Here is a 24,994-nt window from a genome sequence, read left to right as displayed (position 1 = left end):
CGCTGATCAGCTCACCACCAGCGGCGCAACGCTCGCCTCGACCCCGCTTCGCGCCAACTCCTCGCGAATGAACCCGGAAGACTTCAGCTCCTCGACGAACGCAGCAACCTGGGCAACGGCCTGCCCTGACGTCGCTCGCGGCAACCCCACGGCCTGATTGATCTGCATGAACGCCGGCTCCAGGATGCGGCGCCCCGTTTCGGCGACATCGGCCATCAGTGGCTGACGCACTCCCGCAGCCGCATCGAGTCCCTGCTCCTCGAAGACATCCGTGGCCTCGGCTGCTCGAACGATCTCCGCGTGCTCAAGGGTTCGGGTGAGGAACAGATCGTAGGCCGAACCCTCGCGCACCCCCACCCGCACGCCCTCACGGTCCACCTCGGCCGAGGTTGCCAGGGGCGAATCGGAGTCGGTGACATAGACCCCTTCGATCACGACATAGGGGGCGGTGAAGACAATGCTCTCCTCGCGAGCCGGCTCGATGGCCAGGAAGCACACATCAACGCGGCCGTCGACGATGACCAGGCATGCCGCGCGGGCCGCGTCGACGGCCACCAGCTCCAGCGCAACGCCAAGCCATTGCGCCAGCCTCCGGGCGATCGCGACGCTGACCCCCTGGAGATGATCGGGGTCCCCTTGCGCAAGCACCGGGTTGCCCAGGTTGATCACGGCGCGCAGGGCGCCGGTGGGCGCGAGGTGGGAGATCAGGGCGTGGTCGATCAAGGCCCGTTGATCTCGATGGCCCACCGCGACAAGGTCGCGGGCATTGTTGACCGGGCGCGTGGCTACGCCCGGATCGTCACCGGCGCAACGATTCCCGGCGGAGAACTCGCGGCCTCCTACTACGCCCCGACGCTCGTCGCCGATGCCGACCCGGCCAGCGAGATCGTCCGCGAGGAGGTCTTCGGACCCGTCCTGGCCGCGTTGCCGTTCGACAGCGACGACGAGGCAATCAGGCTGGCCAACGACACGGCATACGGGCTGGCGGCCTCGGCATGGACCCGCGATGTCTATCGCGCGCTGCGCGCCACCGAGCAGATCCGCGCCGGCTGCGTCTGGATCAACGACCACATCCCGATCATCAGCGAGATGCCGCACGGCGGGATGAAGCAGTCCGGGTTCGGCAAGGACATGTCGGCCCACTCCTTCGAGGACTACACGGTCGTCAAGCATGTCATGTTCGACCGCACGAATACACCCCAAAAAGACTGGCACCGCACGATTTTCACTCTCCCCGACGCCGAGCGGGACGGCCGCTGACGCACGCCCGTCATCCCGGCTTGCGCCAGACCGAGACGTGACTGGGGCTGTCGGCGGTGAATGCGCTGCGGTCCCAATCCGCATACCGCGCCTCGAACTCCAGCCCCGCCAGCTGCGCCATCAGGTCGCACTCGGGGGGCCAGATGTAGCGGAAGTTGGTGGCGCTGTAGCGGATCGAGCCGTCCGCCTCCCGGGTGTAGTGGTGTGAGGTGCCCTGTTGGGTGGTCAGGTCATAGGTGTCCAAGCCGGTATGCCGTTCGCTCACCTCGAACGGAACGCCCGCCTGCCCGGGCGGGAACCGGCGGATCTGCGGCACCCACAGCTCGATCACGAACCGCCCACCCGGGGCCAGATGCCGGGCGGCGTTGCGGAAACACTCGACCTGCTCGGCCTGGGTGCGCAGGTTGCCGATCGTGTTGAACACCAGGTAGACGAGCGCGAACTCGCCCTCGACCCGCGTGGTCGCCATGTCGCCGATCGTCACCGGAAGCTCGTCAGCGCTCACCTTGCGGCGCAACTGGGTGACCATCGGCGCGGACAGCTCGATCCCGGCGACGGGGACCCCGGCTCGCAGCAGCGGTATGCCGATCCGGCCCGTCCCGATCGCGAACTCCAACGCCCGGCCCGAGCCGGCGAGCCCGGCGAGGAACCGCACGGTGGCCGCCAGGACTTCCGGGGAGGACATCTCCCCCAGCTCCGCGTCATACCGCGCCGCGGCGGCCTCGTCCCACACATCACTGCTCGTCACCGGCGCAGCCTCGCGCAGGCGACCGCGCGTCGTCCACCGCAAATTGCGCGTTTCTGCGCAAGAACGAGGTTCTCCCTCGACAAATCACCGGCCGAGGGAGTGGAATTCGAGTCATCCCCCAGGCAAGGACGTCCGGCATGAGCGCCACCGCTGCCCACCCCCGCCCCGCACCCATCGGCAACTCCCGCGAGGACCTCACCATCCCCGCGGCGGTGCGGATGAAGGAGGCGGCGATCCCACCGCCCGGAGCCCCGCCCGGGCGCGTCCCGGCACCCGTGCCGGAACCAAGCGCCGCCGATGAGGCGGCGGTGCGCGCCGGCTTGCCCGACGGGCGCGCGGCGACCGTGCGCTCGCCGTTCCTGCCCAATGTGCCGCTCACCGCGGACCCGATCTGGCACCTCGCCCGCCGGGTCGCCCCCGGCCCGACTACCGCCGTCGTCGCCGAGATCCGCGCCGCCGGCCGAGCGGCCTGGCTGAACAAACAACTTGCGCCCGCCACGATTGACGACTCCGCGTGCGCAGCTATCATCGCTAAGCTGCCGGCCGCCACGATGACCGCCTCGCAGGCGGTGCTGAACTACTACTCCTACAACACCGGCTGGAAGATCGCGCCGACGGTCATCCGGGCGAGCCTGCTGCGCCGGATGTTCTCCAAGCGCTACCTGCTGGAGTCGATGGTCGAGTTCTGGCACGACCAGGTGCACGTCATGGCCGAGGCCGACGCGCCGGCCTACTGGATCGGCGACTACGACACCTTCGTCATCCGCAAGCACGCGCTGGGCAAGTTCGCCAATCTGCTGTATGCCGCGACCACCCACGGCGCGATGCTCGACTACCTCGACAACTCCTCCTCGACCAAGGACGACCCCAACGAGAACCTCGGCCGCGAGTTCCTCGAACTGCACACCCTCGGCGTCGGGAACTTCACCGAGGACGACGTCAAGGCGATGACCCTGCTGCTGACCGGCTGGTATGGCGACTGGGGGTCGATGACCGGCCGGTTCGAGGCCGCTAACCACCACGTCGGGCCGATCACCGTGGCCGGCTTCACCCACGCCAACTCCAGCGCGAGCGCTGGGCCCGCGGCCTTGGCGTATATTGCCGGCCGGATCGCCCGCCACCGCAAGACGGCGACCCGCATCTGCACCCGGCTGGCGACCCGGTTCGTCTCGGACACGCCCCCACAGGCCCTGATCGACCGCATGGTCACCAGCTATCTGGCGGGCGACACCGCGATCGTCCCGGTCCTGCGGGTGCTGTTCAACAGCACGGAGTTCAAGGCAGCAACCGGGCGCAAATGGCGCCGCCCGAGCGAGTCCGTTGTCACGTCGCTGCGTGCCGCCCGCCCGGTGACCAGAGCGATCGACCAGGCGGCCGTCAAGGACAACCCCTACAACCTGATGGGCACCGAGTGCTGGCTGCTTGACTCGGCCGGCCACGCGCCGCTCAACTGGCCGGGTCCGGACGGCTACCCCGATGTGTCCACCCGGTGGATGCACACCAACGGGATGCTGATGGCCTGGAACATGGCCGAGGCGCACGCCGGCCGCTGGGAGGAATCGATCAGCTGGCAGCCGTGGACCCAGGCGCTCGCCGTGAGCGCCACGATGACGCCCGGCGCCGTCGCGGCCCGGCTGTATCTCGCGCTGACCGGTTTCGCCGGCGACGCCGGCGCCAAGAACCAGCTGACCCGTTTCCTCTGGTCGGGCGACCCCAATGGCGACCTGCCGCCGACGACGAGCACGCCGATCGGCGCCGACCGGCTCTCCTGGTATCTCGACGAGGCGGTCCGCATCGTCATGGCCTCCCCCTACTTCCAGATCCGCTGACAGGACCCAACGATGACCCCCACCCCTGGGAGCGGCGCCGGCCGGGCGCGCGCGAACGCGGCTTACACCCTCGACGAGAGCATCGTCCCGATGCACCACCACTCCGGCCGTGCCCGAGACGACTTCCTGTGCGCGATCGAGCCCGACGGGCCCCGCCCGATCTCGGTCGCCGAGGCCAACCACCGGGCCGTCCACGGCTGCGGGATCGCCGACCTGACGTCGGCCGCGAAGGCCGACGACGGCCCGGCCGGGCTGAGCCGGCGGATGGTGCTGCGCGGCGGCGCCGGCGCCCTCGGTCTGCTCGCCGCGCCGAACGTCCAGCCTCGGATGGTGTACTCGGCCGGACCCACCGACAAGGACATCCTGATCTGCATCTTCCTGCGCGGCGGCTTCGACGGGTTGTCCGCCGTCGTGCCGGCCGGGGATCCGCACTATCTCAACGCCCGGCCCTCCCTCGGCGTGACCGCAGCCAAGGGCCTGATCCCGCTCAACTCGTTCTGGGGGTTGCACCCCCAGCTGTCCGCGCTCACCCCGATCTGGAACGCCGGCGAGCTGGCCCTCGTCCACGCCACCGGCAACACCGACCCGACCCGGTCCCACTTCGCCGGGATGTGGTCGATGGAGCGAGCGGCCGGCTATGGCGCCTCCGCGGCGCAGGTCTCCTCGGGCTGGCTGGGCCGGCACCTGGCCTCCTCCTCCAGCACGCAGGGAACCTTCCGCGCGATCACCCTCGGCAACAAGGCCGTCGCCTCGCTGTCCACGTCCTTCCCGACGGTCGCGTTCGCGTCGATCGCGGACTTCGAGATCTGGGTGTGGGAGGGGATCCAGAACGAGGTGCGCACGATGATCGACTCGGCATACCGGACCGTCGGCGGGCCGGCCGGGGCGATGGCGGCCAAGACGCTCGCCGCGGTCGGCGGGCTCGCCGATCTGCGCAGCACGCCCTACACCCCCGACAACGGGGCGGTCTATCCTGACACCTACTTCGGCCACGGCCTGATCGACATCGCCCGGATGATCAAGTCGGGCAAGGGCCTGGAGGTCGCGTGCATCGACATCGGCGACTGGGACATGCACGCCGACCTGGGCCAGGCCACCGACCAGGCGTCCTGGTTCTCCCGCAAGGCGCGCGACCTCGCTCAGGGCCTGGCCGCCCTACGCACCGACCTCGGATCACGCTGGGCCAATGTCTGCGTCGTGACGATGTCGGAATTCGGCCGCCGGGTCGGTGAGAACGCCTCCGGCGGCGTCGACCACGGCCACGGCAACACGATGTTCGTGCTCGGCGGGCAGGTCAACGGCGGCCAGGTCTATGGCAGCTGGCCCGGCCTTGCGCCCGAGGACCTGGACATGAACGAGGGCGGCTACAACGGGGACGTGACGATCACCACCGACTACCGCACGGTCCTCGCCGAACTCATCTCCGACCGCCTTCAGAACGGCGCGCTGGGCACGGTCTTCCCGAACTTCAGCTATCCCGGGCCGGTGGGCGTCTTCCGCTGACCACGATCCGGGGCCTGTTCATTCGTCGCCGGGCCCGATTCGCCCGTAGTCTCGACGAATGTTGCTGCGGGTGGGGTTCGACCTGGAATACGGTGTGCAGCCGGGCACCTCGATGATTCACCTGGTGCGCATCCACCCGTCGATGCGGGATCGGATCGTCGGCGAGGAGACGGTCACGATCAGCGGGGCCTCCCCGGAGCGGGTCTACACCGACCGATTCGGCAATCTCTGTGGCCGCCTTGTCTCGGCGCCGGACGCCCGCCGTGGTCCGCTATCAGGGGGGCGCCACCGTCGAGGTCGACGACGAACCCGACCCGGTGGCCCCGGACGCCGTCCAGCACGACATCGCCGACCTGCCCGACGAGACCCTGGCCTTCCTGCTGCCCAGCCGATACTGCGAGGTCGACGGCGAGCTGATGCAGGTGGCCTGGGACCGCTTCGGTGGCCTGGCCCCGGGGTGGGGCCGAGTCCAGGCGGTGTGCGACTTCGTCCACGAGTGGCTGACCTTCGACTACCAGCAAGCCCGGCCCACTCGCACCGCGCTCGACGCCTATCGGGAGCGGGTCGGGGTCTGCCGTGACTTCACCCACCTGTTCGTCACCCTGTGCCGCTGCCTGAACATCCCGGCGCGCTATGTCGCCGGCTACCTGGGCGACATCGGCGTGCCGCCCGACCCGGCACCGATGGACTTCAGCGCGTGGGCCCGGGTCTTCCTCGGCGGGCAGTGGCACACCTTCGACCCGCGGCACAACGAGCGCCGCATTGGCCGCGTCCTGATGGCGCAGGGTCGTGACGCGACCGACATCGCGGTCGTCACCGTCTTCGGGCCACAATGGCTGCACCGCTTCGACGTGGTCACCGAGGAGCAGTCGCCGTCCTGAGAGCGGGGTGTCGAACATGCGCGCCTGGAGTGTCGCGCAGCCGGGTCCGATCGACGAGCACCCGGTGCGTTTCGGCGAACGGCCCAACCCCGAGCCAGGCCCCCGCGAGGTGCTCGTCGAGGTGCACGTGTGCGGGGTGTGCCGGACCGATTTGCACGTCAGCGAGGGCGACCTGGCCGTCCACCGGCCCGATGTCGTCCCGGGACACGAGATCGTCGGCCATGTCGCCGCCCGCGGCCCGGGCGCCGACCGGTTCACCCTCGGGGACCGGATCGGGGTGGCGTGGCTGCGGCATACCTGCGGGGTCTGTCGCTGGTGTCGTTCCGGCAGGGAGAACCTCTGCCCCGAATCCCGCTACACCGGTTGGGACTCCGACGGCGGCTACGCCGAATTCGCCGTTGTCCCAGAGGCTTTTGCGTATGCCGTTCCCGACGCCTTCGAGGACGCGCAGGCGGCCCCGCTGCTGTGCGCCGGGATCATCGGCTACCGCGCGCTCCGGCGCGCGAACCTCCCTCCCGGCGGACGGCTCGGCATCTACGGCTTCGGCGGGAGCGCCCACATCACCGCGCAGATCGCGATCGCCCAAGGTGCGGAGGTGCATGTGCTCACCCGCGGGGAAGACGCCCGCGCGCTGGCGCTGCGCCTCGGCGCGGCATCGGCCGATGAGGCGTATGCCGCACCGCCCGACCCGCTCGACGCCGCCATCCTCTTTGCCCCGGTCGGCGACCTGGTCCCGGTCGCCCTCGCCGCCCTCGACCGCGGCGGCACGCTGGCGATCGCGGGCATCCACCTCAGCGACGTCCCGGTCCTGGACTATCAGCACCATCTCTTCCGTGAGCGGACGCTGACCAGCGTGACGAGCAACACCCGGCGCGATGGCGAGGAACTGCTCACGCTCGCAGCCCGATTGGGTGTGCGGCCGCAGACCACGGCATACGAGCTGGCGGACGCCGATCGTGCGCTGCGCGACCTGGCTCACGGCGACGTGACCGGCGCCGCTGTGCTGCGGGCGCGCTGACGGGCATAGACTGAGAGAGCGGCGGGTCCCCCAGCCAGGACTGCCAACATCCGTGGCAAGTCGGTTCCCGCGGTCGGCCGCAGCCGCACCGGAGTACCACCATGGTCGCACCCTCGTCCGCATCGGCTCCCGCCCGACGCCGCATTCTCATCCTCGGGGCGGCCGGTCGCGATTTCCACGATTTCAACGTCCGGTATCGCGATAACCCCGCGGTCGAGGTGGTCGCCTTCACCGCAACGCAGATCCCCGACATCGACGATCGCATATATCCGGCGGAGCTCGCCGGGCCCTACTACCCCAACGGGATTCCCGTCCTGGACGAGGCAATCTTCACCGACGTCATTGCCCGGGAGGAGGTGGACACGGTCGTCCTCGCCTACTCCGACCTGCCGCACACCCAGGTGATGCATTTGGCCTCGCGGGCCGTCGCCGCGGGCGCCGACTTCGTGCTGCACGGCTCGCGCACGACGATGCTGCGCTCCAGCAAACCGGTGATAGCGGTGACCGCGGTGCGCACCGGCGTCGGCAAGTCCCAGACCACCCGCTATCTGACCCGGATCCTGCGCGATCTCGGCAAACAGGTCGTGGCGGTCCGTCACCCGATGCCCTATGGCGATCTGGCCGCCCAGGCCTGCCAGCGGTTCGCGGATTATGCCGACCTCGACCGGCACAAGTGCACGATCGAGGAGCGCGAGGAGTACGAGCCGCACATCGACAACGGCTGCATCGTCTATGCCGGGGTCGACTACGAGCGGATCCTGCGGGAGGCCGAGCAGGAGGCGGACGTCATCTTGTGGGACGGCGGCAACAACGACACGCCGTTCTATGCCCCCGATCTGCATATCGTGCTCGCCGACCCGCTGCGGCCGGGGCACGAGGCCGCCTATCACCCCGGCGAAACCAATGTCCGGATGGCCGACATCGTGATCGTCAACAAGTGCGACTCCGCGGCGCTGGAGGATGTGGAGGCCGTCGAACGCACTGTGGCCAAACTCAATCCGCGCGCCCAGATCCTGCGATGCGACTCCCCGGTCACCTTGGAGCACCCCGAGACGGTAGCCGGCAAGAGCGTCGTCGTCATCGAGGACGGCCCGACCCTAACGCACGGGTCGATGAGCTTCGGCGCCGGCGTCGTCGGGGCCCGGGCCGCAGGAGTGGCCGACATCGTCGACCCGGTGCCCTATGCCGTCTCCTCGATCGCCGCGACGTTTGCGACGTATCCGAACGCGGCCGGCGTTCTCCCGGCGATGGGCTACGGCGAGAGTCAGATCCACGATCTCGAAGCAACGATCGTCACCATGCCGGTCCAGGCGATTGTCTCGGGCACCCCGATCGACATCTCCCGGGTCCTGCGGGTCGACAAGCCGTTGGTGCGGGCGCGCTATGAGTTGCGCGAGCAGCAGCCCGGGCGGCTCGAGGCGGCGGTCCGCGCGGCCCTCGGCTGAGCGGCCGGTCGGCCAACCGACGCTCGGGGACGGCATACTGCCCTCTCGATGCCGTCTGATGCCTCCGCCCCTCCTGACCCCGGCCCCGTCGACCCTGCCCCGCCCCGGATCCCCCGCGAGATCTGGGTGCTCATCGCCGCCGCGTTTGTCATTGCGGTCGGCTTCGGGCTGATCACACCCGTGCTGCCCCAGTTCGCGCAGAGCTTCGGGGTGGGGGCGACCGCCAGCTCGATCGTGGTCAGCGCGTTCGCGTTCTTCCGGCTGGTGTTTGCCCCCGGTGGTGGCCGATTGATCGCGCGCTTCGGGGAACGCCCCATCTATCTGAGCGGATTGCTCGACGTCGCGCTGTCCACGGGCGCCACCGCCTTCGCCCAGTCCTACTGGCAGCTGCTCGTCTTCCGCGGGCTCGGCGGGATCGGCTCGGTGATGTTCACGGTCTCGGCGGTCGCCCTGCTGGTGCGGCTGTCGCCGCCGCAGATCCGCGGGCGGGTGTCCTCAGCATACGGGTCGGCGTTCCTGCTCGGCGGGATCGCCGGCCCGGTCGTCGGCGGCACGCTCGGCGGTCTGGGTTTGCGGGTGCCCTTCTTGGTGTATGCCGCTGCGCTGCTCCTCGCGGCGACAATCGTTGCGGTGCTGGTGAGCGGCGCTACGCTGCGGCCGGCCTCCGATGCGCCGGAGCGACCGACGTTCACCGTGCGGGACGCGTTGCAGGACAATGCTTATCGCGCCGCCCTCGGCAGCTCGTTCGCCAACGGGTGGGCGAACTTCGGGGTCCGCAACGCGATCCTGCCGCTCTTTGCCGCGGCGACGATCAGCCACGAACCGTGGGTCGCCGGGGCGGCGCTTGCCGTCTTTGCCACCGGGAATGCCGTGGGGTTGACCGTGGCGGGGCGCCGCTCGGACCTGCTCGGTCGCAAGCCGTTCATCCTCGCCGGGTTGGCGATCAGCGGCGTGGCGACCCTGGTGACCGGGCTGGCCGGGACGCTCCCGCTGCTCGTCACGATCTCGGCGGTCGCCGGGCTCGGTGCGGGCGCGCTCAACCCCGCCCAGCAGGCGGCGCTCGCGGACATTGTCGGTCAGCGCCGCAATGGCGGCCCCGCCCTGGCCGCCTTCCAGATGGCCGCCGATACCGGCGCGATCGTCGGCCCGATCCTCGCCGGTGTCCTGATCGACCGTGGCTCCTATGCGCTGGCCTTCGCCGTGACCCGCCTGGTCACGCTGGCCGCGGCCCTCCCGTGGGTGCGGGTCCGGGAAACGCTCGGCTCCCTAAGCTGACGCGGCTCGCAGCGACCGCGTCGGGGGTCGCCGAGCGCGAGAATTGCGCGGGCGCGACCTCGAGGATCCCCGCCTGGAAGCGCGCAATGCACCGCAACCACAGGCTGATCAGGACGTGCGTCCGGGTCGCGCAGCGGTAGTAGATCGACCCGACCGGGGCTCCCATCTCGGCACTGATGTCGGCGACGGTCACGCCCGGTCCCTGCGCCGCGATCCGCCACCTGATCGTGCCCCTCCATGACCAGATCCTCGAAGAACTGCTCGACAATGTCGCGGCCGCCTCCGCGGGGCGGCCGCACCCAACCGCGCGCCGGCCACTGCCGGTGTGCCTGCGCCTCGCCGCCCTGGACGCCCTGACGCCCGCCCCGCTCCCGGACCGGAACTCACCGCCCTGCGGCCGTCGCTCACATCCTGTCGGCGAGCCTCCTGGGCGTGGCTGCGCTGCATGCCGCCTGGGGGCTGGGGTCGGCTTGGCCGGCGCCGGATCGCGCGCGGCTTGCCGCAGCCGTGGTCGGGGGTGATGCCGTCCCCGGACCATTGGCCTGTCACGCCGCCGCAGGCGCACTGACCGCTGGCGCGGTCCTGACTCAACTCGCGATCCGCGGTGGCCAGGCCTATCCCCTCGCCCGGCGTGGCGTGCGTGCCATGAGCGCCGCTCTGGCCACGCGTGCGGCGGCGGGCCTGGTGCTCTCCGGCCTCGCCAACGCCGGCCCGCCGGCGTATCGGCGATTGGACCTGATCGTCTACTCCCCCATATGTCTTTGCCTCGCCGTGCTGGGGCGTCGCGTCGCACCCCGCTGATGCAACGTCACCCGCTGGTCAATCACCGCGTCAACACCAGGATGGGGTGGGCCGTCCCGGCCGCGGCGGAGCGGACGGCGGCGAGGCCGACGCTCACGCCGGCGGGTCGATAGGGGTTGGTGAGCGGCGCGGTGGCCAGTTCGTGCTCGCCGACGTGGACCGAAAGGACGCCGTGGCCGAGGCTCCCCGGGCGCAGCACGAGATCGACGAGGCGGCCGTCGAGCGGAAGACGGGCCCGGACCTCACCCAGGGCAGGGTCGAGCACGGGGTCGATCTCCAGCCGCACGGCCCGGCGGCGAACCCCGAGCAGGCACTCGACGAGCAAGCGCAGCAGCAGGCCGGGGCCGGAGGAATAGGTGCGCCAGCCGCCCTCGAGCGGGACCCGGCCGGCGAGCAGATCGGCATACCGTGCCTCGGCGTCGGCGCGGTCGGCAAAGACACCATCGGAGGAGGAGGCATAGGTCGTCGTCTGCCGCGGCCGCGCCGCCACGACCAGCCGGGAGGCGCCGAGGGGAGTCGCGAGCGCCAGCGCGCGCAGCAAGCCGGGGCCGTCGCCGACCCGGGCGAGCGCCTCGGCCCAGCGCAGGTGGGCGTGGACATACATCAGCCCGATCTCCCGGCCCCAGAAGGTGCTCGCCTCGGCTCGCTGGAAGATCGACATCGGCCCGCCGGAATAGTGGACCGGGCGGTTAAACAGCCGGGCACCGTCGGGGCCGGTCAGATGTGCCCCAATCAGGGCCAGGTGCTGGCGAGCCTGCTCGGGGGTGAGCAGGTCCGCGGTGATCGCGTGGATCCACGGCAAGATCCCGTAGTCGAGGCCGGTGCGCAGATCGCCGGGGCGCACCAGCCGCTCGCGGACGGCGCCGTCCTCAAGGAGCAGATAACCCGCCAGCACCGGCTCCGCGGCGAGCAGGCCCGCGATCGCGTCGGCCGTGCGGGAGGCGATCCGCTCGGCCCGATCGGCCAGCCCCGCCTCCGCCGCGGCGGCACGCAGTCCCGCCGCGAGACTACGCATCCCCTGGACCTGCAAGACGGCCGTCCACGTCGAGACCATCCGGCGCGCCAGCGAGGGATCGACCGGCTGGAGCGCGTCATTCCAATCTCCATGCCCGTATGCCGGCCACGCGCCGCCGCGCACCATGCCGTCCTCGACCGCCGCCACCGCCCGCCGCACGTGCTCGGCCACGCTGACCGGTCGGGTCGGTCCGTGCTCGCCCACGAGGCTGACCTGCGCGGCGAGCAGGCTCGCATCGCCGGTGGCCTGGAGGTAGTCGCCGGCGGCAAGCAGCGGCCAGTGGACGACGTCACCGTGCGAGTCGACCTGGCCGCGCTCGCGCAGGGGCGGGAGGAAGTCGAAGGCCTGCGGCCAGTCACCGCGTGCGTTCTGGTCACGGAAGACCCGCAGCAGGACGTCCCGGAGTTCCGCCGGCCGGTCGAGGGCACTGAGCAGGCCGACCGGCCCCTGACAGACGTCGCGGGTTCCCCATGCGCCGCCGGTGTATTGCTCCAAGCCGCGCGGGGACAGGTAGTGCACGAGCGCGTCATGTGCCAGCCACGGCAGCGAGAGCGCCAGCGCCGACCAGGCCCGCTGGGCATCCTCAGGTTCCGAGGCGTCGACCGCCAATGTCACGGCCGTGTTCAGCCAGCCGGTGAAGCCGTCGCCGACTCGCGCGTCCTCGGCCGGCGCGACCTGCTCCACGGCGTGCACCGCGGTCGCGGTCAGGCGCAGCGCCACGGCGCGCGTCGCGGCATAGGTCGCGGTCAGCCAGGGGGTGCCCCGCCCCCGACCATCCCGCCACAGCACCTCGTCGGCACCGATGAGTGGCGCCGGCCCGCAGCCACCGGCCGCTGTCTCGAGGCGCCAGGCGGCCCCGGACGGATCGCGTTGCCGCAGAACGACCGTCGCCTGCTCGGCCGCGACGTCCACGCCGGCCTCGCCCGGGTCGATCGCGACCGCGACGAGGACGTCCAACTCGGGCCCCTCGCGCACGGTCAGGTCGAGCCACGCCTCGTGCGGTGTCGCCCGGCAGCCGGCGCTGACGTCGACGCGCCGGCCCTCGGCGGCATACACCCAAGTGCACGAATCGGGCGTGACCCGCCACGCCGAGGGTCGCCCGAGCAGCTGCCACGACCTCACCTCTGCACCCGCGCCCACCCCGGCATCCGCGTCCGAACCAGCCGGGCGGACAAAGATCCGCACTCCGTGGGCGGCCAGCACCTCCAGATAGGTCCGCCGCAGCGTCACCAGCGGGCGCCGGGAGGCCTCGCCCCGGGTCAGCTGGGAGGCAAACGTGCCGCCCATCCAGACCGTCGACGTCAGCGTCCCGGTGTCCGGCGTCAGGGCGTCGCCGGAGCGCATGATTATCCCGTGCGGGCGCAACACGGCGGCCTCCTTGGCGCGCGTGACGACCTGGGCACCGGCGCCGGTCAGCGCCCAGGTCGCGCCGTCGGGCGAGCGCTCGATGTCGAGCACCTCGCCACCGAGCAGGGCATGCAGGTCGCTCTCGTCCAGGTCGTCCGTGGCCATCGCGGAGGAGTCGGTGAACAGCGTGCGCGCACAGGGGTTTCCGATCTCGGCCCCAACGGGTTCGCGCCCGAGCGCCGCGGCGTGAATCACCCGCTCGGCGTAGGCCCGGTCGCTCGGTCCGCTCGCGCCGGGGTGGTCGGGAACGACCATGCCGGCGAAGCCGGTTGACGTGCTCTCCCCGGGCCAAGCCGCACCGGCGTGGCCTGCAGCCCGAGCAGCGTGTGTTCGTGCTGCAGCCGGGTCGAGGGCAGGGTTGGCCGGCCCAATCCCGCCCAGGCGACCGGGTCGTCCCGGTCGACCAATTGCAGGGCATCGGTGGACCAGGACGCGATCGCCCCGATCCCGGCCACGATCAACCAGGGCGCGGCATCGCCCGGCATGTTCTGGCGCACCGCCAGCGCGACCCCGTGGTCCGGAACGTCAACCGGGGTCACGTCGAGATACTGGCTGACAAAATACTCGTTGCGGCGCACTGCACCCCACGGCGTGAGCGCGGGGTCCTGGGTGAGCACGACATCGACCTCGACGTCGCGGTCGATCGCGTTCCGCAGTTCCACGCGCCACGTCCACACCGGGCCGGGCCCGAGGACGAGCGCGGCGGCATACCCGATCCCGTCCCACTCCCCGCGGACGACGACGGTGTCCTCACCGGCGCTCCATGCCCCGTGTCCGCTCGGGCCAAAGAGCGGCGTATGCCGCACCGCGCCGCCCTCGTGGCGGCGCAGGTGGAGGTTGCACAGGCCGGCCGCCATCGCGGTCGCCGGGTGCTGGATCAGGCTGAGCTCGTCCACCTCAAGCCGGGCGATGCCGCCACTGGGCGTCACCTGCGCCCACGCCCGGCCGTCCGGAGCCGACACCCTGGTCAGGCCGATGGGACCGAACTGCGGGGGAATCGCCATCTGCCTACTCCTGACTGGCGCCACTGTCGCCGAGGATTTGCTGTGAGCTAGCGTCACACACATGCGCCGGCACCAGACCGTGTGCCGTTCACCGATCCGATCGAGCATCCTCGGGCTCGCCGTCGCCCTCCTGCTCGCCGGTCCCGGGAGCGCCGCGCCGCTGGGAGCAGCCGACAGGAACGCCGGCGGCCCCACCCAGCGCGAGTATGCCGGCGCGGGTCTCCCGCGGCGGCACCCTGGTCCGGCCGGCGAGCGAACTCGACGGCCCGGCCGCGCACAGCTCACCCGGGGCGATCGCGCTGCCCCGGTCGGGCGGCGAGCCCGGCAAGGTGACCGGGGAGCACCGGCATGCTCGGGGCGCCGGTGTTGCTGACCGACACCACCGGCTCCCAGACCCGGCCAAGGCCGAGTTGCAGCGGCTGGCTCCGGGCAAGATCGTCGTTCTGGGCGGGCCCAACACGATCTCGTATGCCGTCCAGGCGGAGGCGGCGGCCTTCACCCAGAACGCACGCGCCGGCAAGAAGTAGCGTCCGGGGATTGGTGCCGATATTGGTCATCGACGTATGGTCGCTGGCATGTCCGGCCGACATGCCCGCAGCTCGCGCGCACCCGTGCTGGCGATCGTGGGCGCACTTGCCCTGGTCGCGGCGGGTGCCGTGGGGTTCGCGCTGCGCGACGATGACCCCGGAAGATCGGCCGGTGGCCGGCCGAGCGCAGCGGCGTCACCCGGGTCGTGCCCGGACGGCGCCGAGCCGTTGAGTGTGGTCGTCGCCCCGGAGCTGCGGGAGATCACGCAGGCGGCGGCGCGCCGGGCCGGGGCGGCCGATCCGTGTCACCGCTACTCCGTCACCGCGCCCGACGGCAACGCCGCGATCACCACCGCGATGGCCCAAGAGCCGCCCGCGGTGTGGGTTCCCGACTCGAGCACCTGGCTGGATGCCCTGCCCGCCGACCTCGCCGGCCGCTGGAGCGCCGGCTCGCCGGTCGCCACCTCCCCGGTCGGCCTGGTCGTGCCCAGCGGCCAGGCCGAAGCCCCTGCCCCGGATTCCTGGGCGAGCGTCGTGCGCGGGACGCAGCCCCTGCAGTTGGCCGACCCCGACCGGGACGCTGCCTCGCGGCTGGCGTTCTATACCTCGATGGTCGAGCAGGCGGGCCCGCTGGACCGCGCCACCGGGGCCCGGCTGATCGTCATGTCGCGCTTCACCAAGCCGAGCAACACCGCGCTCTTGGACGGCTACGCCGCCGACCCGGCCGCGGCACCCGCCTTCCCCAGCTCCGAGCGCGCCGCTTTTGCGTATGCCGCGCAGCACCCGAAGACTCCGCTCGCCATCACCTTCCCCAAGGCGGGGACGACCAACTTGGACTACCCGTGGCTGCGGCGTGCCGACCTCGACGCCGATGCCGCGGCGAGCGCCGAGGCACTGCGCACCGAGCTGGCCTCGGCGGCCAGCCGCGCGGCGCTCACCTCGGCCGGGTTCCGCGCAGCCGACGGTAGCGGGCCGGGGCCCGAGATCGACGACCGGCCGGGCCCGACGTTGACCACGCTGCCGGTTCCCACCCCGGCCCAGCGCGACCAGGCCGCCGCGCAATGGCATGTGTTGCGCACCGACATGCGCATGCTCGCGGTCCTGGACGTCTCCGGGTCGATGGCCTGGGACAGCGGCACCGCCGGGCTGACCCGGATGGACGTCCTGCTCGGGTCGGCCTCTCGCGCGTTGCAGAATCTCGCGCCCGGCAGCAAGATCGGCGCCTGGGTCTTCTCCACAGCCCAGACCGGATCGAGGCAGGACTGGCGGGAGCTGGCCCCCCTGCGGCGCCTGGACGCCAAGGTCGGCGCACGCACCCGGCGGGAGGAACTGGTCCGGCTGCTCGGCACCGTTCGCGGACGCGTTCGCGGTGACACCGGCCTGTATGACACGACGCTCGCCGCCGTCGACCACATGCTCGCGACCTACGAGCCGGACTATGTCAATTCGGTGGTGCTGATGACCGACGGGGTCAACGACGACACCACCGGCGGGATCAGCCTGTCCACCCTGCTGGCTCGTCTGCGGGACCGATTCGACCCCGACCGTCCAATCCGGATCGTCACGATCGGCATGGGCGAAGCCGACGCCCGGGCGCTGAAGCGGATCTCCGCAGCGACCGGCGGCACGTCCTATATCGCGAACACCCCAGCAGACATCGACCGGGTGCTCGTCCAGGCGCTGCTCGCCCGGCCGCTGCCGGTGACCAAGTAGGCCACCGGGCAGCGGCGGGGCATCGGCCTCAGTGCCGCTGGGCCGTCGACAACGCGTCCCGGACAGCCGTGGGCAGCCGGTCGGCCGTCGCCGCCTTGGCCGTGGGGTCCGGCTGGGGCACAGGCGGGCACCGGACGTCCGAGGTCCATGCGCCCGGTTTGCGGGCATCCAGCCGGCCGGTGAGCAAATACCGGCCGATGCGGTTGTCCGTGCAGGCGATCCCGGACAGCGAGCCCGAGTGCGTCGTCCCGCCGACACCTTCGATGAGGACCGAGCGCGGGAAGAGGCTGCGCGCCAACAGCGCACCGGTGAACGGCGTCGCCCCATCTCCGGTTTCGGCGATGAACAGCACCGGCGCCACCCGCGAGCCGTTCACGGTCACCTTGGTCCCGGGCCTGCCCGGCCAGGTCAGGCACGGAGCGTTGAACCAGGCGTTGGACCAGGTGATGAACGGCGCCTCGCGATGAACCGCCCAGTTGTCCCGGCTGGTCTGGGCCCACCCCGGCCACTTGACGTCGGTGCATTGGACCGCGTTGTAGACGGCGAACAGGTTGTCCGAGCCGGGCCCGGAGCCATAGACACCGCCATACAGCTCGACGATCGGGTCGTAGTTGCCCCCGGCGGTTGCGGCGAACACACCGGCGAAGGTGGGCCAGCCGCCCACCCCATAGGCAGCGCTGAGGAAGGAGTCGGTCCACTCGTCGGGTCCGACCTTGCCGGCGAAGGGCGCCCGGCGGGATTGGCGCAGCAGGGCATACCACCGGTCGCGGACGACCTCGGTCGTCTTGCCGAGGTGGTAGACCGAGTTGTATTTCGCGACCCAGCCGAAGAAGACGTCCATGTTGCGGTCGAACTGGCGGTCCTGGTCGAGGTTGGCGAGGTAGTAGGCGCGGCGGCTGTTGAGGACGCCGTCCATCACCATGCGGCGGACCCGGTCGGGATGCAGGGTCGCGTAGACCTGCCCGAGGTAGGTGCCGTAGGAGAAGCCGTAGTAGTTGATTGTGTTCGCGCCCAGCGCCTTGCGGATGCTCTCCATGTCGTTGACGCTGTCGGTGGTCTTCAGATGATCGAGCAGGGCGCCCCCGGCCTGGCCGCACATCGCGGCATACCGGGCGGACTTGGCCAGCCAGAAGTCGCGCAGCGCCGCGGTCCGCGGAACGTAGTCGGGCCGGTTGTAGGGGAAGTAGCCGCCAGTGCAGGCGAGCCTGGGTTGGCTCTCGCCGACGCCGCGCGGGTCGAACCCGATCCAGTCGTATGGCGCCCCGCCCCCGCCGGGGATGAAGTTGCCGAGAACGGACAACACCAGGCCCGAGCCTCCCGGTCCGCCGGGGTTGGTGAGCATGATCCCTTGGGCGTCGGCGTCCGAGGTTGTGTGCTTGATCCGGGAGACGGCGATCTTGATCTTGGGGCCACTCGGGTTGGCGTAGTCGAGCGGCACGGTGAGCAGGGCGCACTTGGCGCCGAACTGGACGAGCGTGGAGTTCGTGCACTCCCGCCAGACCAGCGGTGGTGGTTGATAGTCCGCGGGTGCGGTCATCGGCGCTCGGGTGGGCAACCGGCCGCGGTGCGGCCGCCGCTGACGTGCCGAGCAGCGTCGCACCGCCGACGGCGCAGGTGAGGACAAGGGCCAGGGTCCGGCTCGTGGAGCGCATGCTCCACCATGGCATCCCGGGCGGCCTGATGTCTCCCCCCTGGGCGAAGGGATGTCGGGTCACCGCGGGGTCGTGAAGCCCGGGTCTGCCGGCAGCGTGAAACCCCACCGAGGCACCCGCCTGGATGCGCAGCCAGCCGCTGGCCGACCCGGCGTATGCCGTCCCGAAGGCCGCGCGGGTGGCCCGGCGGGTCCCGGCGGGGAAGGTGAGCGGCGCGCTGACACTGCTCGTGCTCGTGTTGGTGACGGTCACGCGCCGACCCTCCAACCGGATCCGGACGCGCGGCTTCGCGGTTCGCCAGGTCGCGAGCCGGTTCATCGCCGTGCCCGCGTCGGCGTGGGTGGCGTTGACGATCGGGGCTTTGGCGGCATCCGTCGCCCGGTAGGCCCCGAGGATTGAGTCCAGCACCGGATAGAGGATGCGGTCCTCGGTGAGGTTGGATTGATGGGCATAGTGCGGCATCGGGTCGTTGGCGGCGATGTGCGAGAGCGCGATCCGGGTCGCGATCGGCACGATGTAGTCGTCGAACCCGGTGACCGGGTCAAGCGGTTCGATGCACGTCTCGGTGGCCGGGTGGTCGGTGCAGCAGCCGGAGCCGCCGTCCTCGCGGGAGGTGTAGATCCAGTTGTATTCGGCGATCTCCTCGGCCTTTGTGCCCACGTTGTAGAAGATGTTCATCGGGTGGCGCGGGACGGTCAGGGCGCTGCCGACCCGGCGCACCTCCGTCTCCCGGGAGGCGTCGGCAGCGATCCATTGGACTCCGCTGCGGCGCAAGGCGATCGGGAGGTTTGGGTTGTCAACTGGCATCTGCGGCAAGGACTTTAGCCCGGAGTGCTCGCCGGTGACCAGCTCGCTGGCGCGGACGGACAGGCCGTTGGCCTTGCCCCACGTCAGGTTCTTGACGATCTGCTTCTCGATGACGTCGGCGGAGACCCACTTCGTCCCACCGCTCGGTGTCGTCGCGCACCGCCACGGGTCGGTGGACCAGTCCTGGACGCACCCGAGATACGGGTGGGACCAGGTGTGGTTGAGGAAGCGCAGCGAATATTTGCCCGAGCCGAACGACGCTGCCACGCAACGAGATTGGTGACATCGGCCGGCTTCATCCGGATCCAGCTGGTGATATCGGAGGGGTAGTCGTCGGGATCGCAGTCGGCGCCGCGGGTGCAGTGACCCTCGATGCTCCAGCGGTCGTCGGGGAGGAAGACGTCGTCGGTGTGGATCGAGAACCAGTTGCGATAGATGCCACCCGAGACCCCGCGGGTCAGCCAGGAGACGACGCCGTGACCGAGAACCTTGAAGTGGGCGTCCGAGCCCGGGATGGGCGCGGTCAGCAGCGGCGTGAAGGACTGCCCGGGCTGGAGTTGCTCGGCCGGGAGCGCGGGCGCGAGATAGCCATAGGACTCATCGACATTGGGGTCGCCGTCGTCCAGGGTGACCGGGCCGTTGAGGTATCCCCAGCCGGCGGCCTTGGCTTGCGGCGTCACCGTCGTCCGCATCCCGTCGACCACCCCCGACCACTGCGGCCAGTCGAAGCCGAGCGCCGGGTTGGGCCAGGTGTAGGACACGATCTGGGCACCCCAAAACGGCGCTCGTATGCCGCGATCGCCGCCAACTCGGCGGCGCTCAGCGCCGGCGGCGCCTCGTTGGGCAGGACGATCCCGGAGAACTTGCCGTAGCGGCCGCCGTTGTCGGTGCCGGTGAGGAAGTCCGCGGTCACGGTGGGTCGCCCGGAATCGCCGAGGGAGATCCGGGTATAGGGCACGCCCTCCTCATCGAGCCGGGAGGCGACGGCCGCGACGCCCGAGTCGCCGTCGTCCAGGACGAGGACATTCAGGTCAAGCCCGGCCGCGGCGGGAGCCGAGGTGGACCCACTCGCCCCGGCGCTGTGGGGGACGGCTGCGGGAGGTGCTGCCGAGGCGAGCGAAGCGGCATACGGCATCAGCGAGAGCGCGGCAATGATCGCGAGCGGGTAGCGGGCGGCGGACATGAGCACTCCTTTGTGGCCGAATGCTCGCCACTGTGGCCCGGACTGCGCGCCGAACCCAGGTGTCGCGCAGCGATACTGCGCACCTGCGCAGCGTGGCTGCGTGCCCGGACGCGGCGGCGGCTTAGAGGGTGCCGTCCGCGGGTCTGCCGGAGGTGACCAGCCGGCCGCTGCCGCGCCGCGCCGCCGGCCAGGACGGGACGTCGACGACCGCGATCGCCGCCGTGGGCAAGGACGCGGCCTGGCCGGTGAGCGTCCGGACGAGTTCTTCGACGGCCGGATTGTGGCCGACGACGGCCGCGATCGCGCTGGCGTCGGGGAGGGTGTTCACCAGGTCGAGCAGGAGGGCGCCGGAAAAGGTGTAGGCCGCCTCGGCGATCTGCGGCTGTGGCGCGCTCGCACCGATCTCGGCCGCGACCATCTCCCACGTCTCGCGGGCGCGCTGGGCCGAGGAGACGAGGGCGACATCGGGGATCAGGTCGTGCTCGGCGAGCCACCGGCCGACGGGTGGGGCCTGGCGCCGGCCGCGCTTGGCCAGCGGGCGCTGGTGATCGCTGACCGGCACATCCCAATCGGACTTCGCGTGCCGGATGACGATGAGCGTGTGCGCCATTCGCCGACCCTATCGGCGACCATCGGCCACGGGAATGGTGATCGGCGACACCCGCGGGCAGCAGCGATGACGTTGGATAGGGCAAGGAGGTGTGGCTGTGCACGTGCCCGCGGAGTTCACTGCGTTCGTGCGCGCCTGCCGCCCGACGCTGTTGCGCACGGCCTACCTGCTCGCCGGGGATCGACACCGCGCCGAGGACCTGGTGCAGGAGACCCTGCTGCGGGTCGCCCGGCGCTGGGAGCGGTGCGCGGAGGCGCCCCTCGGGTACGCCCGGGTGACGCTGCACCGGGTGGCGATCGACCAGCACCGGTGGCGGTCGCGCCGGCCGGAGTCGCCGCCGGCGCAGGTCACGGGGTCGGTGCAGGTGGATGTGACCGGCGGCGTGGACACCAAGGTGGTGCTGGCGCGCGCACTCGCCAGGCTGACACCGGCACAGCGGGCGGTCTTGGTCGCCCGGTTCTATGACGACCTGACCGAGGTGCAGGCGGCCCGGGCCCTCGGCGTCTCGCCGAACACCGTCAAGTCGCAGACCCGGCGCGCGTTGCAGCGGCTGCGCGAACTGGCACCCGAACTGCTGGCGGACGTGGCCGACCCGTTAGGAGGTGGGCGATGAGGAGCGATTTGCCGGCATTGCTGGCGCAGCTGGCCAGCGAGGCCGACGACTGGGAACCTCCGGCTGGGGAGGATGCCTTGGCACGGCAGGCGTGGTCCACCGGACGCCGCCGGCGCGGCACGCGGCTGCTGGCCGCGGCCGCCGCGGTGGTGGTGCTGCTGCTGCTCGGGTGGCCGGTCGCGGCGTGGTTGCGCGGCTCCTCCGGGCCGCTGGGGCCGGACCTGCCCGCGGCCCCGACTCCGTCGGTCGGCGCCCGACTTCCCGAACGGATCAGTAAACCGGGATCCCTCACTGGCACCTACCCGCTCGGGACGCACGGGCTTGACCATGGCGGGCCGGTGGCAGCCGTCCTGTGGCACGCGGACTATGCGCTGGCACTGGGCGGCGACGGCGATTTCATGATGTTCGACGAGCCCGGGACCGCCTGGGCAACCGTCTCCCCCGATGGCACCCTGGTCGCCTGGGGATCGTGTGGCCGCTACCTTGCGGAGGAGGACTGCGACCGCGATGAGGTGCTCGTGCGCAACCAAGTCACCGACGCATCAGGGTCGGGCCGGGTTATCTCGATCGGCGAGCTGCGGTGGGGCGAGGAGGCGGTCACGCTCGATCCGGACATCCTGCGCTGGTCCCCGGCGGGAGACAAGCTGCTGATCGGCGCGCAGCCGGTGGCCGCCAGTGGGGTGGCGCCGATCCGGGCCTTGGTCATCGACCCCGCCACCACCGTGGTGACGCCGGTGCGCTCGATTGGTTCGATCGCCGGGTGGCGCGACGAGACCCACGTCGTGGCCTGGCAGATCCCCTCGGACGAGGCGACGACGAGTGGGAGCAACGGCCCCGGCTCGACCCTGCGCCTGACCAGCGTCACGGTCGGCACCGATGAGCGAGCGGCCCTGGCCGAGGCTGTGCCGCCTCCGGGGCAGCAGGTGAGCCTTCCGGTCGTGATGTCCGGAGACGGCCGCCAGCTATCCGCCGCCGGGTCCGGGGGACGGGTGCTCGCCTGGTCGCTCGGCGAGGCGCCTGGCGGTGAGTCCGGGCCCGAGTCTGGCACTGGTTCCGTTGTCGGTGTCCCGGTGGCGATGCGCGCGTCGATCGATTCGGTCGACCAGCTGCTCCCGGCCGGCCACGGCTTCCTTGTCTGGCGCGCGTACCACTGCCTGACCGAGGCCCGGACGGCACGCTGCCTGATCGCCGTCGACCCGCGCGTGGGCGCACGCCCCCCGGCGATCGCCGTCGACGCGCTCGACCGGCCGCTCGTCCCGTCCTTCCTCGGCACCCGGACCGGTTGGGCCTTCTGGCACTGGCCGTGGGTGGTTGGCGGGGTGGCCGCGGCGCTGGTGGTCGGTGTCTGGCTGGCCTGGCGACGGATGCGAGCTCGGTAGCGGCGCGAAAGGTCTTGCGCTAGCCGGCGAGTTCGGTGGGGGAGCGCAGGACGCAGAACTCGTTGCCTTCGGGGTCGGCAAGGGTGACCCAGCCGGTCCCGGGTCCGTGGATGCCGCGATGGTCGGCCACAACGCTCGCGCCGAGGTCGAGCAGGCGCTCCAGCTCGGCGTCCCGGGTGCCGGTGCGCGGCCGGATGTCGAAGTGGATGCGGTTCTTGACCGTTTTGGCCTCGGGGACCTCGATGAACAACATCGTGTGGCCCGACTCGGCGTCGTGGATCGGGCACTCCTCGTCACCGGGTCCGTTGGGATCGTCGGGATCCTCGACATAGCCGAGCACCCGGGACCAAAAGAGCGACTGGGCGTAGGCGTCGCGGGCATCGACGCTGGTATGGGACACGAAACACGTCATGGGGCAACCCAAACATGGTCGCGATCGGCCGGTCTACGGAATTCCTGGCAGCCCGCGCCGATGCCTATCTAGGGTGGGCACTATGGACGAGCACCAGGTGAACGACACGGCGACGTTGACCGCGATCATCGGAGAGCCCAACCAGCGCGTGCGCGACAAGGTGCGCCCCAGCCTCGATGACGCCGACCGGCGCTGGCTGGCCGCCGCGACCCTGTGCCTGATCGCGACCAGCGACGCCGATGGCCGGTTCGATGTCTCCCCCAAGGGTGACCCGGCGGGCTCCCTCGTGCACGTCATTGACGACAGGACGATCGCCATCGCCGAGCGTCCGGGCAACCGGCGCGTCGACGGCTATCACAACGTCCTGGCCAACCCGCACGCCGGACTGATCTTCATCGTGCCTGGACGCTCCGACACCCTGCGCGTCAACGGCCGGGCGCGGCTGGTTTCCGACGCCCAGTGGTTCGATGACCTGAGCGTCACCGGATCGCGCCCGGTGCTCGCCCTGGTGATCGAGATCGAGGAGGTCTTCGGTCACTGCGCCAAGAGCCTGGCTCGCGGGCGGGTGTGGCACCCCGAGACATGGGACCCGACGGCCGTCCTGGAAGTCGGCTCGACCCCTCGCGACCGGCGGGCCCGCGGCGAGTCGACGGATGTCACCGGCACGGTGAGTGAGATCGAGGAGCGGCAGCTCGCGGCATACGGCGTGCCGCTGTATTAAACGACGGATCCGGTCAGGCCCGGCGCGAATAGGCCCAGCCGGGGCCGCGCAGCAGGTAGCCGAAGCGGTCGGCCCAAATGCGTGAGCCGGCGATATCGCGGGCGACATCGCGCCATTCGTGGGTGGCGACCTGCAGCGGATTGGCGGTGTTGATGTTGCGGGTCAGGCCATAGATCGGGCGCTCGGTCTCGGGCTCGAAGGTCCCGAACAGCTTGTCCCAGATGATCAGGATGCTGCCGTGGTTGCGGTCGAGATAGCGCCGATTCGAGCCGTGGTGAACCCGGTGATGGGAGGGGGTGTTCAGCACCTTTTCCAGCCAGCCAATCGAGCGGATTGCCTCGGTGTGGATCCAGAACTGATAGATCAGGTTGATCGCGCGCGCGTTCTCGATGGTGGACGGTCGCACGCCGAGGAGGGCGAGCAGGCCATACGGGACGCTGAGCGTGACGCCCTCGGCGACCGGCTGGCGCAGCGCGGTGGAGAGGTTGTAGCGCTCGCTGCTGTGATGGACGACGTGGACGGCCCACAGCCACCGGCACTCGTGGGAGAGACGGTGATTCCAGTAGTAGATGGCGTCCCAGCCGAGGATCGCCACAATCGTCGCGGCCGCCCCGGCGCCGAGGTCGCGCTCGGTGCGTGCGAACAGGCGCTCGCCGCTGGTCTGCGCCGCCCAGGTCGTGGCAGCCGTCAGCGCCGTGACCCCGACCGCCGCGACCGCCGCGAAACCACCTAGTCGGGCAACGGATTCCCCGTTCGGGCCGCGTGCTGGCCGGGCATCGCCCGCCGCGGGCAGCTCGGCCCGGCGGCGGACGATGTCGGCGGCCGTAGTGAGAGCGGCGGCACCGACCGCCGTTCCGACGAGCGCCCGCGCCCACCGGCCGACTCCTGGGGTCAGCGGATCCAGGAGGCGCTTGCTGAGCAGCGGGGCGAGCAGCGAACCCAAGCCCATCGTCAGGCTGGTCACCGTGTCGGTGAGGTCATAGTCCCCCGCGCGGGTGGTCCCAGCCGTGCCCGGATGCCGCCGCTGCCACGCAAATTCGGCTCCCATCGCCCCGACGAACGCGGGGATGGCGAGCACGGTCGGGTCGAGATGCGGCATACCGGCTGGTCCTCCTATCGGTCGCACGATAGGCGTCGGCGCCTCGCTTGGCGAGCCGCGGGGCTAGTGTCCGTGGCCAGCAGAAGGTCCCA

24 protein-coding genes are annotated in these 24,994 nt (G+C 71.0%); 14 read left to right on the top strand and 10 right to left on the bottom strand.

Annotation, left to right across the window (positions count from 1 at the left end; all coding sequences use genetic code 11):
• Nucleotides 1–6: 6 nt before the first annotated feature.
• Nucleotides 7–723 carry a transporter substrate-binding domain-containing protein gene (locus V9G19_RS09165; protein ID WP_462285179.1) on the bottom strand — a complete coding sequence of 239 codons (717 nt, stop codon included), beginning with the start codon at nt 721–723 and terminating at the stop codon, nt 7–9.
• Between V9G19_RS09165 and V9G19_RS09160 the strand changes: the two genes are divergently transcribed.
• Nucleotides 712–1,260 carry an aldehyde dehydrogenase family protein gene (locus V9G19_RS09160; RefSeq protein ID WP_462285178.1) on the top strand — a complete coding sequence of 183 codons (549 nt, stop codon included), beginning with the start codon at nt 712–714 and terminating at the stop codon, nt 1,258–1,260. The genes V9G19_RS09165 and V9G19_RS09160 overlap by 12 nt on opposite strands.
• Before the next feature lie 10 nt (nt 1,261–1,270).
• On the opposite strand, the gene V9G19_RS09155 is transcribed toward V9G19_RS09160, so the two are convergent.
• Entirely contained in the window at nt 1,271–2,008 is a 738-nt protein-coding gene (locus tag V9G19_RS09155) for a class I SAM-dependent DNA methyltransferase (protein ID WP_462285177.1), read from the bottom strand.
• A gap of 137 nt (nt 2,009–2,145) precedes the next feature.
• Between V9G19_RS09155 and V9G19_RS09150 the strand changes: the two genes are divergently transcribed.
• The 7 genes from V9G19_RS09150 to V9G19_RS09120 all read left to right on the top strand — a co-directional run bounded on the left by V9G19_RS09150 (nt 2,146) and on the right by V9G19_RS09120 (nt 10,760).
• Nucleotides 2,146–3,837, top strand: coding sequence for a DUF1800 domain-containing protein (locus V9G19_RS09150; RefSeq protein WP_462285176.1), 1,692 nt, complete (start codon nt 2,146–2,148; stop codon nt 3,835–3,837).
• Between the two features lie 12 nt (nt 3,838–3,849).
• Complete coding sequence (locus V9G19_RS09145) at nt 3,850–5,340, top strand: DUF1501 domain-containing protein (protein ID WP_462285175.1); 1,491 nt, start codon at nt 3,850–3,852, stop codon at nt 5,338–5,340.
• Nucleotides 5,341–5,603: 263 nt separating this feature from the next.
• Nucleotides 5,604–6,221 carry a transglutaminase-like domain-containing protein gene (locus tag V9G19_RS09140; RefSeq protein WP_462285174.1) on the top strand — a complete coding sequence of 206 codons (618 nt, stop codon included), beginning with the start codon at nt 5,604–5,606 and terminating at the stop codon, nt 6,219–6,221.
• 16 nt (nt 6,222–6,237) lie between these two features.
• Nucleotides 6,238–7,239: a zinc-dependent alcohol dehydrogenase family protein gene (locus V9G19_RS09135; RefSeq protein ID WP_462285173.1), complete on the top strand. Its 1,002-nt coding sequence runs from the start codon at nt 6,238–6,240 to the stop codon at nt 7,237–7,239.
• Between the two features lie 101 nt (nt 7,240–7,340).
• Entirely contained in the window at nt 7,341–8,684 is a 1,344-nt protein-coding gene (locus tag V9G19_RS09130; protein ID WP_462285172.1) for a cyclic 2,3-diphosphoglycerate synthase, read from the top strand.
• A gap of 48 nt (nt 8,685–8,732) precedes the next feature.
• Nucleotides 8,733–9,959 carry an MFS transporter gene (locus tag V9G19_RS09125; RefSeq protein WP_462285171.1) on the top strand — a complete coding sequence of 409 codons (1,227 nt, stop codon included), beginning with the start codon at nt 8,733–8,735 and terminating at the stop codon, nt 9,957–9,959.
• 432 nt (nt 9,960–10,391) lie between these two features.
• Entirely contained in the window at nt 10,392–10,760 is a 369-nt protein-coding gene (locus tag V9G19_RS09120) for a DUF3995 domain-containing protein (RefSeq protein ID WP_462285170.1), read from the top strand.
• Between the two features lie 22 nt (nt 10,761–10,782).
• Here the strand turns inward: V9G19_RS09120 and V9G19_RS09115 are convergent, their stop codons facing one another.
• Nucleotides 10,783–13,437, bottom strand: coding sequence for a cellobiose phosphorylase (locus V9G19_RS09115; RefSeq protein ID WP_462285169.1), 2,655 nt, complete (start codon nt 13,435–13,437; stop codon nt 10,783–10,785).
• Nucleotides 13,374–14,186: a hypothetical protein gene (locus V9G19_RS09110; protein ID WP_462285168.1), complete on the bottom strand. Its 813-nt coding sequence runs from the start codon at nt 14,184–14,186 to the stop codon at nt 13,374–13,376. Before V9G19_RS09110 ends, V9G19_RS09115 begins: the two co-directional genes overlap by 64 nt.
• A 206-nt stretch (nt 14,187–14,392) precedes the next feature.
• On the opposite strand from V9G19_RS09110, the gene V9G19_RS09105 reads away from it, so the two are divergent.
• Nucleotides 14,393–14,713 carry a hypothetical protein gene (locus V9G19_RS09105; RefSeq protein WP_462285167.1) on the top strand — a complete coding sequence of 107 codons (321 nt, stop codon included), beginning with the start codon at nt 14,393–14,395 and terminating at the stop codon, nt 14,711–14,713.
• A 48-nt stretch (nt 14,714–14,761) separates the two neighbouring features.
• Complete coding sequence (locus V9G19_RS09100; RefSeq protein ID WP_462285166.1) at nt 14,762–16,426, top strand: substrate-binding domain-containing protein; 1,665 nt, start codon at nt 14,762–14,764, stop codon at nt 16,424–16,426.
• 28 nt (nt 16,427–16,454) lie between these two features.
• On the opposite strand, the gene V9G19_RS09095 is transcribed toward V9G19_RS09100, so the two are convergent.
• The gene (locus V9G19_RS09095; protein ID WP_462285165.1) at nt 16,455–17,963 is read right to left on the bottom strand and encodes an alpha/beta fold hydrolase; all 1,509 of its coding nucleotides are present in this window, start codon (nt 17,961–17,963) and stop codon (nt 16,455–16,457) included.
• A 239-nt stretch (nt 17,964–18,202) separates the two neighbouring features.
• On the opposite strand from V9G19_RS09095, the gene V9G19_RS09090 reads away from it, so the two are divergent.
• Nucleotides 18,203–18,463, top strand: a complete 261-nt coding sequence (locus V9G19_RS09090; RefSeq protein WP_462285164.1) for a hypothetical protein — start codon at nt 18,203–18,205, stop codon at nt 18,461–18,463.
• Between the two features lie 505 nt (nt 18,464–18,968).
• Here the strand turns inward: V9G19_RS09090 and V9G19_RS09085 are convergent.
• The 3 genes from V9G19_RS09085 to V9G19_RS09075 form a co-directional block, all read right to left on the bottom strand.
• A complete protein-coding gene (locus V9G19_RS09085; RefSeq protein WP_462285163.1) occupies nt 18,969–19,646 on the bottom strand; it encodes a hypothetical protein in 678 nt (225 codons plus the stop codon).
• Nucleotides 19,562–20,068 (bottom strand): hypothetical protein, encoded by a 507-nt coding sequence (locus V9G19_RS09080; RefSeq protein WP_462285162.1) that lies wholly within the window; start codon nt 20,066–20,068, stop codon nt 19,562–19,564. Before V9G19_RS09080 ends, V9G19_RS09085 begins: the two co-directional genes overlap by 85 nt.
• 121 nt (nt 20,069–20,189) lie before the next feature.
• Complete coding sequence (locus tag V9G19_RS09075; protein ID WP_462285161.1) at nt 20,190–20,678, bottom strand: SixA phosphatase family protein; 489 nt, start codon at nt 20,676–20,678, stop codon at nt 20,190–20,192.
• 97 nt (nt 20,679–20,775) lie between these two features.
• Between V9G19_RS09075 and V9G19_RS09070 the strand changes: the two genes are divergently transcribed.
• Nucleotides 20,776–21,291, top strand: a complete 516-nt coding sequence (locus V9G19_RS09070; protein WP_462285160.1) for a SigE family RNA polymerase sigma factor — start codon at nt 20,776–20,778, stop codon at nt 21,289–21,291.
• Nucleotides 21,288–22,670, top strand: coding sequence for a hypothetical protein (locus tag V9G19_RS09065; RefSeq protein ID WP_462285159.1), 1,383 nt, complete (start codon nt 21,288–21,290; stop codon nt 22,668–22,670). Before V9G19_RS09070 ends, V9G19_RS09065 begins: the two co-directional genes overlap by 4 nt.
• Nucleotides 22,671–22,689: 19 nt before the next feature.
• Here the strand turns inward: V9G19_RS09065 and V9G19_RS09060 are convergent, their stop codons facing one another.
• Nucleotides 22,690–23,082, bottom strand: coding sequence for a VOC family protein (locus V9G19_RS09060; RefSeq protein WP_462285158.1), 393 nt, complete (start codon nt 23,080–23,082; stop codon nt 22,690–22,692).
• An 82-nt stretch (nt 23,083–23,164) separates the two neighbouring features.
• Between V9G19_RS09060 and V9G19_RS09055 the strand changes: the two genes are divergently transcribed.
• Nucleotides 23,165–23,803, top strand: coding sequence for an MSMEG_1061 family FMN-dependent PPOX-type flavoprotein (locus tag V9G19_RS09055; protein ID WP_462285157.1), 639 nt, complete (start codon nt 23,165–23,167; stop codon nt 23,801–23,803).
• Nucleotides 23,804–23,816: 13 nt separating this feature from the next.
• Here the strand turns inward: V9G19_RS09055 and V9G19_RS09050 are convergent, their stop codons facing one another.
• The gene (locus V9G19_RS09050) at nt 23,817–24,902 is read right to left on the bottom strand and encodes a sterol desaturase family protein (RefSeq protein WP_462285156.1); all 1,086 of its coding nucleotides are present in this window, start codon (nt 24,900–24,902) and stop codon (nt 23,817–23,819) included.
• Between the last annotated feature and the right edge of the window lie 92 nt (nt 24,903–24,994).

It is taken from the genome of Nostocoides sp., from assembly GCF_037045025.1.
In the GTDB taxonomy this organism is placed as follows: domain Bacteria; phylum Actinomycetota; class Actinomycetes; order Actinomycetales; family Dermatophilaceae; genus Nostocoides_A.
The sequence above is the reverse complement of the archived record's forward strand: the minus strand, read 5'-3'. Positions and strand labels throughout refer to the sequence as shown.